Annotated in this window: 12 protein-coding genes and 1 pseudogene; 9 read left to right on the top strand and 4 right to left on the bottom strand. The window is 68.3% G+C overall.

Annotated elements, in window-relative coordinates; translation table 11 throughout:
* The first annotated feature begins 381 nt into the window (after positions 1–381).
* On the top strand, positions 382–1,497 hold the full coding sequence (gene rsgA / locus ACH9D2_RS03015) for a ribosome small subunit-dependent GTPase A (protein ID WP_396361271.1): 1,116 nt from the start codon (positions 382–384) through the stop codon (positions 1,495–1,497).
* A 17-nt stretch (positions 1,498–1,514) separates the two neighbouring features.
* Positions 1,515–2,261 carry an SAM-dependent methyltransferase gene (locus ACH9D2_RS03010; protein WP_396361270.1) on the top strand — a complete coding sequence of 249 codons (747 nt, stop codon included), beginning with the start codon at positions 1,515–1,517 and terminating at the stop codon, positions 2,259–2,261.
* Here the strand turns inward: ACH9D2_RS03010 and ACH9D2_RS03005 are convergent.
* A complete protein-coding gene (locus tag ACH9D2_RS03005) occupies positions 2,248–2,820 on the bottom strand; it encodes a hypothetical protein (RefSeq protein ID WP_396361269.1) in 573 nt (190 codons plus the stop codon). The genes ACH9D2_RS03010 and ACH9D2_RS03005 overlap by 14 nt on opposite strands.
* A 685-nt stretch (positions 2,821–3,505) precedes the next feature.
* Here ACH9D2_RS03005 and ACH9D2_RS03000 point away from each other — a divergent pair.
* Entirely contained in the window at positions 3,506–4,729 is a 1,224-nt protein-coding gene (locus ACH9D2_RS03000) for an FG-GAP repeat domain-containing protein (RefSeq protein ID WP_396361268.1), read from the top strand.
* A gap of 71 nt (positions 4,730–4,800) precedes the next feature.
* Positions 4,801–6,075, top strand: a complete 1,275-nt coding sequence (locus tag ACH9D2_RS02995) for an FG-GAP-like repeat-containing protein (RefSeq protein WP_396361267.1) — start codon at positions 4,801–4,803, stop codon at positions 6,073–6,075.
* A 634-nt stretch (positions 6,076–6,709) separates the two neighbouring features.
* Here ACH9D2_RS02995 and ACH9D2_RS02990 read toward each other — a convergent pair.
* On the bottom strand, positions 6,710–7,072 hold the full coding sequence (locus ACH9D2_RS02990; RefSeq protein WP_396361266.1) for an STAS/SEC14 domain-containing protein: 363 nt from the start codon (positions 7,070–7,072) through the stop codon (positions 6,710–6,712).
* Between the two features lie 353 nt (positions 7,073–7,425).
* A pseudogene (locus ACH9D2_RS02985) lies at positions 7,426–7,920 on the bottom strand (recombinase family protein); the annotation flags it as partial.
* Between the two features lie 447 nt (positions 7,921–8,367).
* Between ACH9D2_RS02985 and ACH9D2_RS02980 the strand changes: the two are divergent.
* Positions 8,368–9,696, top strand: coding sequence for a serine hydrolase domain-containing protein (locus ACH9D2_RS02980; RefSeq protein WP_396361265.1), 1,329 nt, complete (start codon positions 8,368–8,370; stop codon positions 9,694–9,696).
* Here ACH9D2_RS02980 and ACH9D2_RS02975 read toward each other — a convergent pair whose 3' ends face one another.
* The gene (locus tag ACH9D2_RS02975) at positions 9,697–10,557 is read right to left on the bottom strand and encodes an LssY C-terminal domain-containing protein (RefSeq protein ID WP_396361264.1); all 861 of its coding nucleotides are present in this window, start codon (positions 10,555–10,557) and stop codon (positions 9,697–9,699) included.
* A 408-nt stretch (positions 10,558–10,965) separates the two neighbouring features.
* Between ACH9D2_RS02975 and ACH9D2_RS02970 the strand changes: the two genes are divergently transcribed.
* The 4 genes from ACH9D2_RS02970 to catA form a co-directional block, all read left to right on the top strand.
* Positions 10,966–11,937, top strand: coding sequence for a helix-turn-helix domain-containing protein (locus ACH9D2_RS02970; RefSeq protein ID WP_396361263.1), 972 nt, complete (start codon positions 10,966–10,968; stop codon positions 11,935–11,937).
* A gap of 182 nt (positions 11,938–12,119) precedes the next feature.
* A complete protein-coding gene (locus ACH9D2_RS02965) occupies positions 12,120–12,701 on the top strand; it encodes a flavin reductase family protein (protein ID WP_396361262.1) in 582 nt (193 codons plus the stop codon).
* Positions 12,702–12,782: 81 nt separating this feature from the next.
* Positions 12,783–14,423: a 4-hydroxyphenylacetate 3-hydroxylase N-terminal domain-containing protein gene (locus ACH9D2_RS02960; RefSeq protein ID WP_396361261.1), complete on the top strand. Its 1,641-nt coding sequence runs from the start codon at positions 12,783–12,785 to the stop codon at positions 14,421–14,423.
* Positions 14,424–14,556: 133 nt separating this feature from the next.
* Positions 14,557–15,401, top strand: an 845-nt coding sequence (gene catA / locus ACH9D2_RS02955) for a catechol 1,2-dioxygenase (RefSeq protein WP_396361260.1), incomplete at its 3' end; no start/stop codon positions are given.

Below are 15,401 nucleotides of genomic sequence, written 5' to 3'. Positions count from 1 at the left end.
TGACGAGAAACCACCCCGTCGTCGACGCCCTGTGCACCTGGAGCGGAGACGCCTGCACCGCACCGGCATGCGCACGGTCCACGAAGGTTGGACCGCTCCCCACGAAGGCCCGCGTCCGCCGCGTCCCCATTTCCAGCGTGCCGTCCCGACGGCGTCGACGTCCACGGCGGCTGTTATATTGGGGGTGTAGCGAGAAGCCGTTCGCTTACGGAGATTCAAGGAGGTGAGTTGATGACTGTCGTGGAGACCATCGCTGCATGCGATGCCCGGATCATCCTCACTTCCCGGGTCTCGTCCTGACCTTCGCTTGCCTTCCTCCCCTGTGGGAGTAGTACCGGCACGTCTGCCGTCCGGCGAGGCCCCTTTTCAAAGGTCTCCACGTTGTTTCATCAATCCGGTTCACACCAACCTGCTTTCCCATCTTCTGCGCGCGCCCTGGCTCTGGCCGACTACGGCTGGGACGCGGAACGTGAGCGCTCCTTCACTCCGTCGCGGACCGACGGGCTGGTTCCGGGCCGCGTGGTGCGGGCCGAACGCGGCCTGTGCGACATCGTCGCCGAGACAGGGCCCGTCCGCGCGATGGTCGCTCCTCCGACGGATACCAGTGACCGGCTGACGCCGTGCACCGGTGACTGGGTGGCCGTCCGGCCGGCCACGGCGGCCGCCTCCGCCACCGTCGTGGAGGTACTGGAGCGCCGGACCGCCGTGGTCCGCTCCACTGCATCGCGCACTTCCCAGGCCCAGGTACTGGCCGCGAACGTCGACACCGTGGCGGTGACCGTCTCGCTCGTCGACCCGCTCAAGCACGGGCGGATTGAGCGGATGCTCGCCCTGGCCTGGGGCAGCGGCGCCGCACCTGTGGTGGTGCTCACCAAGGCCGACCGGTGTGCCGACCCGGTGTCGGCGATCTCCGAGGTGGCCGCGGTGGCCCCAGGTGTGGAGGTGCTGGTCACCAGCGCCGCCACCGGGGAGGGCCTCGACGTCCTTGCCGCTGTCCTGACGAGCACGGTCGTGCTGCTCGGGCCCTCGGGAACGGGCAAATCCACCCTCGGCAACCGCCTACTGGGCGAGAACAGACTGGCCACCGGCGAGGTGCGCAGCAGCGATGGCAAGGGCCGGCACACCACCGCTTGGCGGGAACTTCTGCCGCTGCCCCACGGCGGGGTCTTGCTGGACACCCCAGGGTTGCGAGGCGTGGGCCTGCACGATGCCGAGGAGGGTCTGGACCAGACATTCGCCGAGATCACCGAGCTGACGCGGGAATGCCGTTTCGCGGACTGCGCCCACATCACCGAACCGGGCTGCGCTGTGCTGTCCGCCATCGAGGACGGCCACCTCGCCCGGCGGCGCCTCGACAGTTACCACCGGTTGCAGCGCGAGAACGCCCATGCCGCCTCCCGCACCGACGCGCGGCTCCGCGCCGAGCTGGAGCGGCCCACCAAGGAGATCGCGCGCATGCGACGTGCCATCAACCGCTCTTCCCACCGCAGGGCATGACGGAAAGGAATCTGGTCATGGACCTTCCCCGCATCTTCACCATCCGTGAGAGCACCCACCGGATCCACAACCCGCTGACCGCGGACAAGCTCGCCGCCCTGGGCGAGGCGCTCCGCCTCGCCCCCGGGACACGGGTGCTCGACCTGGCCAGCGGCTCGGGCGAGATGCTGTGCACCTGGGCACGTGACCTGGGCTTCACGGGCACCGGGGTGGACCTCAGCACGGTCTTCACCGAGCAGGCCCGGGCCCGCGCCGCCGAACTCGGCGTCGCCGACCACGTCGAGTTCGTCCACGGTGACGCCGCCGGCTATGTCGCGGACCAGCCGGTCGACCTCGCCGCTTGTGTCGGCGCCACGTGGATCGGCAACGGCGTCGCCGGAACCGTTGAGCTGCTCGACCGCAGCCTCCGCTCGGGAGGAGTGATGCTGATCGGCGAGCCCTACTGGCGGCGGACCCCTCCGGACGAGGACACCGCCAAGGCATGCCACGCCACCGGCATCGCTGATTTCCTGCTCCTCCCGGAACTGATCGCACAGTTCCAGGATCTCGGATACGACGTCGTGGAGATGATGTTGGCCGACCAGGACAGCTGGGACCGCTACGCCGCGGCCCAGTGGCTCAACATGCGCCGCTGGCTCGACCAGAACCCGGACGACGAACTGGCCACCGAGGTGCGGGAAGAACTCACCACCGAGCCCGCCCGCTACGCGCGTTCCACACGTGAGTATCTCGGCTGGGGGGTCTTCGCCCTCATGAAGCGCTGATCCCCGTTCTGCGCGGGTCCCGGGCGCCCCACCGTCCGGGACCCGCACGGGACATGTCGTCACCGCGGCACAGCGTCGGCAGCATGAGCGAGCCGGACCCCGGCTCTCTCCAGGCCTTGGCCTGCCGGCGAAACTGGGAATCCGTTGCGACGCGCGTGGGCGGACGGGACGGAGACGACCAGCGCGGACGGGGTTCGGCAGATGTCCGCTGCCGTGGCGGGGCCGAGACCCCACGGAGACAGTGACCACCCTGCTGCACCGGCACCGGATGCAACCCCGTTGACCAGATCCTGGTATCCGCTCCCCCGATCGGCCCGACCTCGGCGCTGCTCCGGATCCGTCGACGGGCGTCCCGCAGGCGACCGGTACGGGAAGTTCCCGGATCCGCCGGTACAGGCTCGCCGTCGACGTCCCCAAGGGCGTCCACTGCCTTGTCGGACTGCGCACGGGAAGCACGCCCTCCGGACACGCCAGGATCGACATCGAGATCATCGCGCCGTACGCCTGCATCCGGGAGATCGAACACTTGACGGTCCGCGTCCTGCTGCCGTGTCGACACCCGGGCATACCTCCGTTGGTGGGTGGCTGGTCCGCGGAAACATGCGGGCGGGTGTCATTTTCCAAAGTTGGCAGCACAGGTTTCCGAAGTCCTCCGCACCGAGGGAGCAGGCGCCGCGACCCGCTTCACGAAGGCGATGCAACGTCACAGGGCGAACTCATCAAACGATCCTTCGGCGGGATCGGAACTGGTGGCACGCCGACGCTACGCGCGGGTGAGTTCGGCCGAGCGGGACACGGCACTGCAGATCCGGGACCTGGAAGCCGCCGGCTGTGAGCGCATCCAGGTTCAGGAACTCCCATTGCCACGTCAACTCCGTGGAACGTGTCCGGTAGCCGGCCATATCCAAAACGAAAGGGGATTGAATCGCGATCAATTATCCCCTGATGGTGCGGCAGTCCCCCACGCCCCTCCCAGGGTCAGGGCAACGGACCTTACGCCTCCATAACGAAGAGCCATGGAGTTTCGCACTGATGTTTGCACGTGCACGACGGGCGGCCTAGCCTGGACGGACCGGCGCGCCTGTGATCTCCGGCACATCGGACCCGTCACACGGACGGTCCCGCGGGACGCCGGAACGAACGACGGAACGCTCGGCCGCCACGAGAAGCGACCGAAGAGGGTGATGATGCCGCCGGCATTCCGTCCGTGCCAACCGAAGAACTCCACCATGGGGGGATCAGAAGTGAAGCACCCAAAGACCTCACGACTCCTGGCCGGCGCCACGACCGCTGCCCTGGCCGCCGGGGGTGTCGCCGCGACGGGCACCGCCGCCCACGCCGCGGCCCAGCCCTACTTCACCTACACCAACGGCTGGCGCGTCGACCAGCACGAACGGGAACTGGCCGACGTCAACGGTGACGGCAACGACGACATCGTCGGCTTCGGCGACCAGGGCACCTATGTGGCGTTCGGCCGCGACGACCGGACGTTCACCGCACCCGAACTCGTGCTGGACGACTACGGCTACAACCAGGGCTGGCGCGTCGACCAGCACCCGCGCGAGCTCGCCGACATCAACGGCGACGGCAACGCCGACATCGTCGGCTTCGGGGCCGCCGGCACCTACGTCTCCTACGGCAGGTCCGACGGCGACCTCACCGACCCGGCCCTGGAGGTTCGCGACTTCGGCACCGCCCAGGGCTGGACCACGGACGAGCACCTGCGGGTACTGGGCGACGTCGACGGCGACGGCACCGCCGACATCGTCGGCTTCGGCAACGCCGGAACCTACGTCTCCTACGGGGTCCCCCTCCACAGTCCCACCGCACCGGAGCTGAAGCTCGGCAGCTTCGGCGCCGACGGCGGATGGGACGAGGACCAGTACCCGCGGACGCTGGCCGACGTCAACGGCGACGGGCTCCAGGACATCGTCGGCTTCGGCTACGCCGGCACCTACGTCTCCTACGGCCAGCCGGACCGCACCTTCACCAGCCCGGCCCTGGAGGCGGAGGACTTCGGCTGGGCCCAGGGCTGGCGCGTCGACAAGCACCCGCGCAAGCTCGCCGACGTCAACGGGGACGGCACCGCGGACGTCGTGGGCTTCGGCAACGCCGGCGTCCACGTCTCCTACGGCCAGATCGACGGTGCCCTCATCCATCCGGACCTGCTCGTGCGCAACTTCGGCTGGGACCAGGGCTGGCGCGTCGACCAGCACCCGCGCGAGCTGGCCTATGCCAACAACGACGCCACCGCCGACATCGTCGGCTTCGGCAACGCCGGCACCTACGTCGCCTACGGCCAGCCGAACGAGACGTTCACCGACGCCAACTTCTGGCTGGACGAGTTCGGCTACGACCAGGGCTGGCGCGTCGGCATGTATCCGCGCAAGCTGGCCGATGTCAACGGCGACGGGCGAGCCGAGGTGGTCGGCTTCGGGTACTCCCGGACCCTGACCGAGATGCTCTGACGCACAGGTCCGCTGTCGCGCCGCCCCTGCCCGAGGGCGGGGGCGGCGCCCCGGTCCCTGAGAGGAACACCATGAAGCTCTCCACGCCTGTCCGCCTGGTCGCAGGCGCCTCGACGGCGGCGCTGGTCTCGACCGGCCTGGCGCTGGGGTCCCCGGCCCACGCCTCCCACACCACCACCGCGTTCCCGATGTTCTCCTACACCGACGGGTGGCGCGTGGACCAGCACGTGCGGGAGCTCGGGGACGTCAACGGCGACGGCATAGCCGACATCGTCGGCTTCGGCGACCCCGGGGTGTTCGTCGCCTACGGCCAGTCCGACACCACGTTCACCGCCCCGACGCTGACGGTACAGAACTTCGGCACGGCACAGGGCTGGAACAACTCCCAGCACGTGCGCACGGTCACCGACGTGGACGGCGACGGCCGCGAGGACCTCGTCGGCTTCGGCGACGCCGGCGTCTACGTCTCCTACGCCGAGGCCGACGGCTCCTTCACCCCGGCGGTGCTGAAGGTCGAGAACTTCGGGTACGACCAGGGCTGGCGGGTCGACCGGCACCCACGCGAGGTCGCCGACCTCGCCGGGGACGGGACGGCGGACATCGTCGGCTTCGGCAACGCCGGCGTCCACGTGGCGTTCGGCCAGCCCGCGATCGGTCAGACCGACCAGCAGTTCGAGGACCCTGTGCCGCGCAGCCAGTACTACGGGTACGACGACGGCTGGCGCGTGGACCAGCACCCCCGCGAGCTGGCCGACATGGACGGCGACGGGGCGCTCGACATCGTCGGCTTCGGCGACGCCGGCGCGTACGTGTCGTACTTCACGATCCCCTTCGACCCCTTCACCTCCCCGGAGCTGAGGGTCCCCGACTTCGGCTCCGACCAGGGGTGGCGCGTGGGGCAGCACCCCCGGGAGCTGGGTGACGTCAACGGAGACGGGGCCGCGGACATCGTCGGCTTCGGACATCGCGGGGTCCTCGTGTCCTACGCCGAGGCCGAGGCCGAGCGCAGCTTCTCCACGGCCTCGCTCGAGGTCGAGGACTTCGGCTACGTCCAGGGGTGGCGGGGTGACCGGCACCTGCGCACCCTCGGCCGCCTCAACGCCGACGAGACCGCGGACGTGGTCGGCTTCGGGGACACGGGCGTCCACGTGGCTCACGGTCTGACCGACAACACCTTCGGGGACCCGTTCCAGGAGTACCACGTGTTCGGCTACAACGACGGCTGGACCGAGGACCGGTACCCCCGCAAGCTCGCCGACGTGAACGGCCGCGGCCAGGACGAGGTCGTCGGCTTCGGACACTCGGCGACCTACGTGGGGGGCAAGCCCACCCCCGCCGCCGGCTAGGAAATGCTCTCAACGGCCCAAGTCCGGGGGCAGCGAAGCCCGCGGGTCGATGACGATCATGATTCCCATGACGAGGCAGAGTCCGTCCCAGCGACTGGTCATCGACCAGTTGCCGGGACATGCTCGAACCGTGGATCCTGCCGCCTCCGCCGGCGAAGAACGGGAGAAGCGGGCGGCCACGGGCCAATGACCGTGCCTCTCTGGAGGGCACCCTGTTCGTGACCGAGAACGGCATCGCCTGGAAAAGAGTCCCATACAGCTGGGCTTCGGTTCGGGAATCATCGGCTGGCGCCGGCTGCAGGCCTGGCAGGAGGGCCGGGGTGTGGGAGGAACTCCACCGCGCTGTACTTCAGGAACTAAGCCGGCAGGGCCTGCTCGACTGCTCGAGGGCCTGCTTGGAATCGGTCAGCGTCTGGACAGAAACCGGACAGGAAAGGGACGAGCTGACCGACCCCAGCTCCACCGACGGCGGCAAGAAGGGCACCGAAGATCACGTGCTGGTCACCTCCGAGAGACCACCTTTGGCCGTGGCGATCACTGGGGCCGATGATGTGCACCGCCGAGACCCGCGGGCCGTGTAAAAGGGAGTCAGATCCCGGTGCTGGTGCTCGCCGGGGGCTTCAGCGGCCCGCAGTCAGGCTTGGGCAATCCAGGCCAGCGCCGAGTTGTGCTGGTCGGCCGGGAAAGTGCGGACGGATACGTGTGCCAGCTCGGCGGTCGACTCGATCAGCTTCGACACCCAAGCCGCGTCGGAGACCACCGCCAGGCGATCCATCCGCTTAAGGTATCCAGCGGCCTTCATATCCATCCACGCCGCCTTGGGCTCGACTGCCGAAACGTCGATCGAGCCGAGGACTGCCAGTACCCGCAGATCGCCGTGGTCCCGGAGCACCTCGTCGAGCACCTGGCGCATCCGCTGCTCATCCTCGACAGTGAGGCCTCCGCGGTAGTCGATGGTGACGATATTGGTGCCGGGCTGCACCGTGGTCTCCAACATGCCCAGTCCCCCTGCTCGCTCGCGTAGTTTTGCGGGTTGCACGTTTGACGCTAGTCGTGGCAAAGCTCGGTGGACAACCCTCACCAAGCTGGTCGCTACCTTCGCCGGCGGAAGACTCTTCCGCGAGCAACTGCCCGGGCTGGTCATCCTCCTGGCCCTGATCGCCGGAGCCGCCGTCGGAGGAGTCGTGGTCACCGCTCTCCCCTGGCTCGCACCCGTGCTCATGCTCGCCCCTCTCATGGCCGTCATCATCGCAGCGCCATTCCTGCACCACAGATAGAACAACCGCACCTGACACTTCTGATGGAGCACGGGTCTGGGCAGCGCGACAGGAAAGTCTACTGACTGAGCCCTCAGCCTGCCGTCGCTGGCAACTCCCGGATCCGCCGGTAATGGGCGGCCCGGGACATCCCCAGGTCCCGCGCCACCTGGGTGGCCGGCTCCCCGTCCTCGATGAGCCGCAGCGCGTGGCGAATTCGGGAGTCGGTGAAAGTTTGGCACCGCCCGCCGAGGTCCTTGCCGGCCGCCCTCCTTTTGGCCACGGAGTCGCTGACTCGTTCGCGTTTGATCTCCAGCTCCATCTGCGCCAGGGCGGCCATGACGGTGAAGACCATCGATCCCATCGTGGGGTGTGCGTGTCCACGTCTACTCTCACCGAGGTTCAGCACCCGCAGCCCGGCACCTCTCCCCCGCAGCGCCTCGGCGAACATCAGCATGTTCTGCGTCGACCGACCCCACCGGTCCAGCGTGGTGATCACCAAAGTGTCGCCCTACTCGAGCACTGCCACAGCCATATCGAAGACCGGACGCGAGGCCCGGACACCACACGGACCATGGGCGATGTACAAGGTAGTCGCACCGTGCGCCGACCGTTAACAGGCCATGTGTAAAACGGAGAGGTCCGGGTCGATCTCGCATCTGCTGCCCACGTGGCTCATTCGCTGTTTGGTCGTCTCCACGACCCAGGTGGCGCCCCGGCCGCAGAGGGGGCGTGACATCTTCGGTGGTTGGGTAACGATCCGGGGCAGGTCGGCCGGCCGGTCCGGAAGGCCGTCCTACGCTGGGGGCACCGCCTGTCCCACGCGTTCGCCGGGGCCGGTGCGTGATCCGGGGCCGTGGACCGGTCCGTGATCTCATCGATTCCATGGCCCGTGCGTGCTGTCGGGATGTGCCTTCGCGGTGGAGTGCGGCGCAGGGGTCGACGTCGTCGCCCATGACGACTGAGCCTGAAGCACTGTTCTCCGGGTGCAGGCCCTCCCCGGAAGCGGCCTGCGCCGATCGAGAAGGAAACGAAGATGTCCTCACCTGCACGATCCACGCGTCACACGTTCGCCGCCGCCACGGCGGCGGTGCTCCTCTTCGGGACCGGCGGGGCAACCGCCGCGCTGCCCTCCCCGGCCGGGCCGGCGGCCACTCCGGCCGCCGCGGCGGCACCGTCGGCTTCGGCCACGGGATCGGAGGCCTGTGTCACCGATGTCGACGACGTCGTCACCCGAGAGCCCTCCGCGCAGATGGCCGAGCCGTTGCCCGAGGAGCTGGCGACGACGTTGGACGCCGCCGCTCGGGCCTCGTTCGCCCAGGCCTCCGCCCCCGGTGCGGTGGTGGGGGTCTCCACACCGGAGGGCACCTGGACGGCCGCTTACGGGGTGGCCGACCCGGCCACCGGGGAGCCCATGGAGGTGGGGGTGCACACCCGCGTCGGATCGGTCACCAAGCCCTTCACCGCCACCTTGATCCTGCAGCTGGCCGAGGAGGGTGAGCTATCCCTGGAGGACCCCATCGCCGACTACGTCGACGGCATCCCCAACGGAGAGCAGATCACCCTGCGCCATCTGGCGGACATGACCAGCGGGGTGGCCAGCTACACCCGCAGCACCCAGTTCACGGACCGCTTCTTCGCGGATCCGCAGCAGGTCTTCGCCCCGGAGGAGCTGGTCGCCGTCGGCGTCTCGGAATCCCCGCTGTTCGCCCCCGGTGCCCAGTTCGACTATTCCAACACCAACTACATCCTGCTGGGCCTCGTCGTCGAACAGGTCACCGGCCAGCCGGTCGGGGAGGTCCTGGAGGAGCAGATCTTCGACCCGCTGGGGCTCGACGAGACCGTCTGGCCCGGGGTGTCCACCGAGATGCCGGACCCCTTCGCGCAGGGCTTCACGCTCCAGGGCGACACCGCGACGCCGGAGGCACCGGCCAACGCCACCCACTGGAACCCCAGCTGGGGAGCCACCGCCGGGGCCCTGATCTCGGACGTGGACGACCTGCTGGCCTACGGCCGGGCACTGGGCACCGGGCACGGCCTGCTGGAACCGGAGGCCCAGCGAGAGCGCCTCACCTCGTTCCAGCCCCCCGAGTCCGGGTACGGGCTGGGCTTCGGGTGCATCGACGGCTGGGTCGGGCACACCGGGACGCAGCCCGGGTACAACACCACCGTCTACTACGACACCACCACCGACACCACCGTGGTCGTGCAGGCCACCAGCGACATTCCCTCCGGGGCCTGCCCGGAGTCCCCGGTGCTGGCCGATGACCCCAGGACCCTGCCGTGCGCCACCCCGGCCACACGGATCTTCGCCGAGGTCTCCACCGCCCTGGGCCACACCTTCACCCCCAACCCAGAACGCTGATCATCCGCTCCACCGATTCGGGCGGACATCGATGATGGGCAGGTCGCCGTCCGTCTCGATGGCGTCCCCGCCTCCGTTGCGGGCGTGATAGCCGGCGGAGTACTGCTCCACGACGTGGACCGTGGCGCCGACGGCATGCAGGGACGAGACGACGAGGTCACGCTCGCGGTCGGTGTCCGCGGCGATCTTGTGCGTGATCTGGAGGGTGAACAGGGACAGTCCCACGCGCCGGTCGAAAGTGGCCGCCCCGATGAGGTCGACGGCGTACCCGCCGGGGAGCCTCCACCCCGGCGGACAGATCCAGAACCGGACGTGGTGGCGCTGGGCCGGACTGCCCGCCACCTCCCGCTCGAACGCCAGGGACTGCCTGGACCCGAAGGCGAACAGGGGGCTGACGGGCGCCGCCGGGTAGCTCCGGCGGAGCAGGGACGCCCGCACGATGTGCCAGCCGGTGCCGAGGGTCAGCGGATCGGCGGCGGTCCAGCCGGCCCCGACCATCGCGGCGGACAGCTGCGCGGGGGTACCGACCACCGCCAGGTTGACCGGGTCCCCCAGCAGGCCGTCGGAGGTGCGGGCGCGCCCGATGAAGTAGCTGGGGACGTAGATGCCGGTGAGCAGACGATTCAACCGGGGCAGGAGCACATAGGCCGACAGCACCCAGAGGGGCAGGAACAACCAGGGCAGACGCCCGTCGTCGTCGACCTCCTCGAGGACGAGATGATAGACGCCCCAGCCGGACAGCACGCTGGTGACGAGGAAGCCGGACCGGTGCGCCCACAGCACCACGGTGGCCCGTCGGGCACCGCCCCCGGGCAGCGGGCTTCGCTCGTCGCTGTCGGGGTGCCCACGTCCTGCATCCATCTCGTGCTCCCCGCCCCGTGTCCCGCACCGGACGTCCCCGGCGCCGGTCGTGGTACCCCCAGGCTAGTGACGGCACCAGCACCGGTGGAAGCGCCGCGGGGGCCTGCCGCAGGACCGGGCGCTGTCCGAGTCAGCTGATGGCCGCTATCCGGGCCATACGTTAAGTAGCACTGCTTCCTGCTTCCCCTGTGACATGGCGAGGGAGGATCTGGCAGGTCTTGCCGACCGAACGTGCTTGCCGCGGCGGGAGGCGTGGAAAGCGCGGAGGGTGAAGTCAGCGGAGGGTGAAGTCAGCGGAGGTTGGCGGTGGTTGTCCCGGGGCAGTCGTCCCTGCAGTGGATTGATGTCCCCGGAGTCTCTATAACTAGGGAGTGTTGTATCTCACACGTTCGTCGGAGGGATGATGCAGTGACGGAACTTCAGGGCGCTCACCCGCCCTCGGGCTTGGTCAGTTTTTCGACGGCCCAGATTCCGGCCATTCACCGCATCGAGTACTGGGAGTCCCATAACGCCAAGGCGCTCATCGGCCTGGACATCCGCACCCTGGAGAACGCCCCGCTGGTGGCGGAGGAGGTCAACCTCTATTTCCCTGCCCTACGATTCGCCGGAGTGAGGGGCTCATCCCAGATCGTGGAGCGATCGGAACGGATCATCGCTGAGCACCCGACCGGTGATGTGGCGATCTTCTTCGCCCTGAGCGGTGAAGCCTTCTTCTACCACTCCACGGGGATGATCCTGCTCAGGCCCGGCCAAGCGGTGCTCTACGACGCCGACCGGCCGTTCGTACGCGGGTTCTCCCGCGGCCTGCAGGAGCTGGTGCTCACCGTTCCGCACGAAGAGTATGTGCGCTTGACGCACGGAAAGCCTTTGAAGGAGCCGGTGGTCTTCGATTTCGCCACGGGCGGGGGGAGCCCGGGCCAGGACCCGGCGGCTACGAGTTTGGCCTCGCTGATCAACTCCGCTCTGCGCCGGCCCCAGGAGGACCCGCACCGGGTGGAGCAGGAGGCCTTCGGGCTGGTGGAGCGGTTGTTGGCTCGCGCCACGGACACTGGAAGGGATTCGGCCTATCGACGGGCGGTGCAGGAGATCGAGCACCGCTTCGCCGATCTCGCACTGGACCGCGCGCAGGTCGCAGCTGCCGCGGGGGTGAGCGAACGCCAGCTCTCCCGCCTGTTCGCCGCGCAGAACAAGACGTTCGCCGATCATCTGCAGGCCCACCGGTTGCAGGCCGCGGAGGCCCTGCTGGTCTCCGAGCCGCGCACGACGGTCGCCGAGATCGCCCGCCGGTGCGGCTTCGCCTCACCCTCGCACTTCGCCCGTGTCTTCAAGGCTCGCACCGGGGTGAGTCCGCTGGAGCTCCAGCGCGCAACGGAAGCGTAGACCACGCATCGATTCCTCCGGCGTCTCAATACGAGGGTCGGAGATATCACGATGGCCTGCCCGGGACATGGCCTGTCCCGTAGAGGACAGCCTCTTCATGGTCGCCCTGTGATGCAGAACACTTCTGGGCATGACCGGATGGCACCGCTCTCCGGTGCACGACCCAGGAGGAGGACACTTCCATGAGCGAGACCGCTGCAACCGAACCACAGGCGCCGGCCATCGATGCACGACAGTTGCGCAAGGCGTTCGGGAAGTTCGCCACCGGGGTCACCGTGGTCACCTGCCGAACCCCAGACGGCACCCCGCACGGGGCGACCGTCAACGCCTTCACCGCTGTGTCCCTGGACCCTCCCCTGGCTCAGATCACCCTGATCCGCGGGAACAAGGCCTCCCAGTACCTCGAAAACGCCCCGTTCGCGATCAACATCATGGCCGCCGACCAGCTGGCGACCTGCCTGCACTTCGCCGGCAAGCCCATGAAGGATCCCCCCGCCTGGCGCTCCGATGAGGGCATCCCGGTCCTGTGCGGCAACGCGGCGACCATCGAGTGCAAACCCTGGCGCATCTACGACGGCGGTGACCACCTCATCGTCATCGGCGAGGTCATCGACCTACAGATCAACGACGCCGACCCGCTGCTGTTCGTCTCGGGCAAGTTCCGCGAGGTCGGCGGCTTCTCCGGGGGCAGCCCGTGGGAGGCCTCCGGGGACAGCATGGCGATGGGCTGGTTCGAGGGCTCCACCTCGTTCCCGTCCTTCTGAGCCCCGGCCGCCTCTGATCCACACGTTGACCCACGATCCACCCCTGGACCGCACCACCGCATCGAAGGAGACGAAGAGACCATGACCACTACCCCGGAGACCGACCGCCAGACCCGTACCGGCGACATGTCCGAGCGCACCACCCCGGCGAACCCGTTGCTGCCCATGACCGGCGATGAGTACATCGATTCCCTCAAGGACGGCCGAGAGATCTACCTGCACGGCGAACGCGTGGAGGACGTCACCACCCATCCCGCTTTCCGCAACTCGGTGCGCATGGTCGCCCGGATGTACGACGGCTTCCACGACCCCGCGACCTCCGACAAGCTGCTCTCCGACACCGACACCGGTTCCGGGGGCAAGACCCACCCCTTCTTCAAGGTCCCGAAATCCGTGGAGGACCTCAAGGAGTCCCGGGTCGCGATCGAGACTTGGGCGCGGATGAGCTACGGCTGGTTCGGCCGCTCACCCGACTACAAGGCCGCATTCCTGGGCACCCTCGGGGCGATGCCGGAGTTCTACTCCCCCTACCAGGAGAACGCCCAGCGCTGGTACAAGGAGTCCCAGGAAAAAGTCCTGTACTGGAACCACGCGATCATCAACCCGCCCGTGGACCGACACCTGCCCCCGGACGATGTCGCCGATGTGTTCATGAAGGTGGAGAAGGAGACCGACAACGGGGTCATCGTCTCCGGGGCGAAAGTCGTGGCCACCGGCTCGGCGATCACCAACTTCAACTTCATCTCCCACTACGGGCTGCCGATCAAGAAGCCCGAGTACGCGATCATCTGCACCGTGCCCATGGACGCCCCCGGCATCAAGCTGATCTCGCGGACCTCCTACGCCCAGAACGCTCAGGTGACCGGCACCCCGTTCGACTACCCGCTGTCCTCGCGGATGGACGAGAACGACGCGGTGTTCATCTTCGACAAGGTCCTGGTCCCGTGGGAGAACATCTTCGCCTACGGCGACCCGGACCAGATCAACGGGTTCATGCCCCAGACCGGCTTCATCCAGCGCTTCACCTACCAGGGCTGCATCCGCCTGGCCGTGAAGCTCGACTTCATCGCCGGGCTGCTCCTCAAGGCCCTCGAGATCGCCGGCACCCAGGACTTCCGTGGTGTGCAGGCCAGGGCCGGGGAGGTCATCGGCTGGCGCAACATGTTCTGGGCCCTGGCCGATGCGATGATGCTCAACCCTGACGAGGGCCCCAACGGGTCGGTGCTGCCGAAGATGGACTACGGGCTGGCCTACCGCATGTTCATGGCCCAGGGCTACCCCCGGGTCAAGGAGATCATCGAACAAGACGTCGCCTCCGGACTGATCTACCTGCCGTCGGGGTCCCTGGACTTCAAGAACGCTGAGATCCGCCCCTACCTGGACAAGTACGTGCGCGGCTCCAACGGCATCGAGGCCGTGGACCGGGTGAAGCTGATGAAACTGCTGTGGGACGCGATCGGCTCCGAGTTCGGCGGCCGCCACGAACTCTATGAGCGCAACTACTCCGGCAACCACGAGAACGTGCGTGTGGAGATGCTCATGAACGCCATGCACAACGGCACCACCGACACCATGCACGGCATGGTCGAGGACTGCATGGCCGAATACGACCTCGACGGCTGGACCGTGCCCGACCTCTTCGACGGCTCCGACGTCAACGCCTACCTCCAGCGCGACCGCGACCGCGCCGCCGGTCACGGCAACTCCCTGCGAGACCGCTGAGCCCGGCCCCATGCTCCCTGCGGCCCAGGGAATCCGTCTTCCCGGGGCCGCAGGGCACCACGTACCCGTCCGACGGTGCACCCGTCGACCATTCCCATCTCCCCGACAACGAACCACCAGGAGTGTGAAGACCATGACGAACACCCAGACAGAAACCGACGCGGCAACGCGCAAGGCAAACGAGGGCACCGCGGTCGAGGCCGGGTCCAAGGCGACCGAGCGGTTCACCGCCTCGGGCAAGCTGGCGAAGCTGGAGGTGCCCCAGGAGCGGGTGTCCCTGCTGGCCGGTGCGGCGATCAAGGCGATCAACGACATCGCGATCGAGCACGAGGTCACCTACGAGGAGTACCACGCCCTGAAGGCCTGGCTGATCAAGGTCGGCACCGACGGGGAGTGGCCGCTGTTCCTGGACGTGTGGCTGGAGCACACCATCGAGGACGTCAACTCCAAGGAGCGCCCCGGAGCCGTGGGCACCATCGAGGGCCCCTACTACGTGCCCGGCGCCCCGGAGCTGCCCACCCCGGCGACCCTTCAGATGCGCGAGGACGAGCCCGGCACCCCGCTGCTGTTCAAGGGCCGGTTCACCGACACCGACGGCAACCCGATCCAGGACGCCCAGGTGGAGATCTGGCACGCCGACGCCGACGGCTTCTACTCCCAGTACGCCCCTGAGCTGCCCGAGTGGCTGTTCCGGGCCACCGTGAAGGCCGACGAGAACGGCTACTTCGAGATCAACACCAAGCGCCCGGCCCCGTACCAGATCCCCACCGACGGGGCCTGCGGGCAGCTGATCGCCGCGGCCGGCTGGCACGCCTGGCGCCCGGCGCACATCCACATCAAGGTCTCCGCACCCGGGTACCAGCTGGTCACCCAGCAGCTGTACTTCCCGGGGGACCCGCACAACGAGGACGACATCGCCTCGGCGGTCAAGGCCGAGCTGATGCTGGACCCGGCCCCGCGCACCGACGGCGGGGCGGG

It is taken from the genome of Kocuria rhizosphaericola (assembly GCF_044462205.1).
Lineage (GTDB): Bacteria > Actinomycetota > Actinomycetes > Actinomycetales > Micrococcaceae > Kocuria > Kocuria rhizosphaericola.
This window is presented reverse-complemented; position numbering and strand designations above follow the sequence as displayed.

Bases quoted from the DNA above. Each gene is read 5' to 3' on its own strand.
- ACH9D2_RS03010 (WP_396361270.1), top strand. From the start codon at position 1,515: ATGGACCTTCCCCGCATCTTCACCATCCGTGAGAGCACCCACCGGATC.
- ACH9D2_RS02990 (WP_396361266.1), bottom strand. From the start codon at position 7,072: ATGTTGGAGACCACGGTGCAGCCCGGCACCAATATCGTCACCATCGAC.
- ACH9D2_RS02960 (WP_396361261.1), top strand. From the start codon at position 12,783: ATGACCACTACCCCGGAGACCGACCGCCAGACCCGTACCGGCGACATG.
- ACH9D2_RS02995 (WP_396361267.1), top strand. From the start codon at position 4,801: ATGAAGCTCTCCACGCCTGTCCGCCTGGTCGCAGGCGCCTCGACGGCG.
- ACH9D2_RS02975 (WP_396361264.1), bottom strand. From the start codon at position 10,557: ATGGATGCAGGACGTGGGCACCCCGACAGCGACGAGCGAAGCCCGCTG.
- ACH9D2_RS02965 (WP_396361262.1), top strand. From the start codon at position 12,120: ATGAGCGAGACCGCTGCAACCGAACCACAGGCGCCGGCCATCGATGCA.
- ACH9D2_RS02980 (WP_396361265.1), top strand. From the start codon at position 8,368: ATGTCCTCACCTGCACGATCCACGCGTCACACGTTCGCCGCCGCCACG.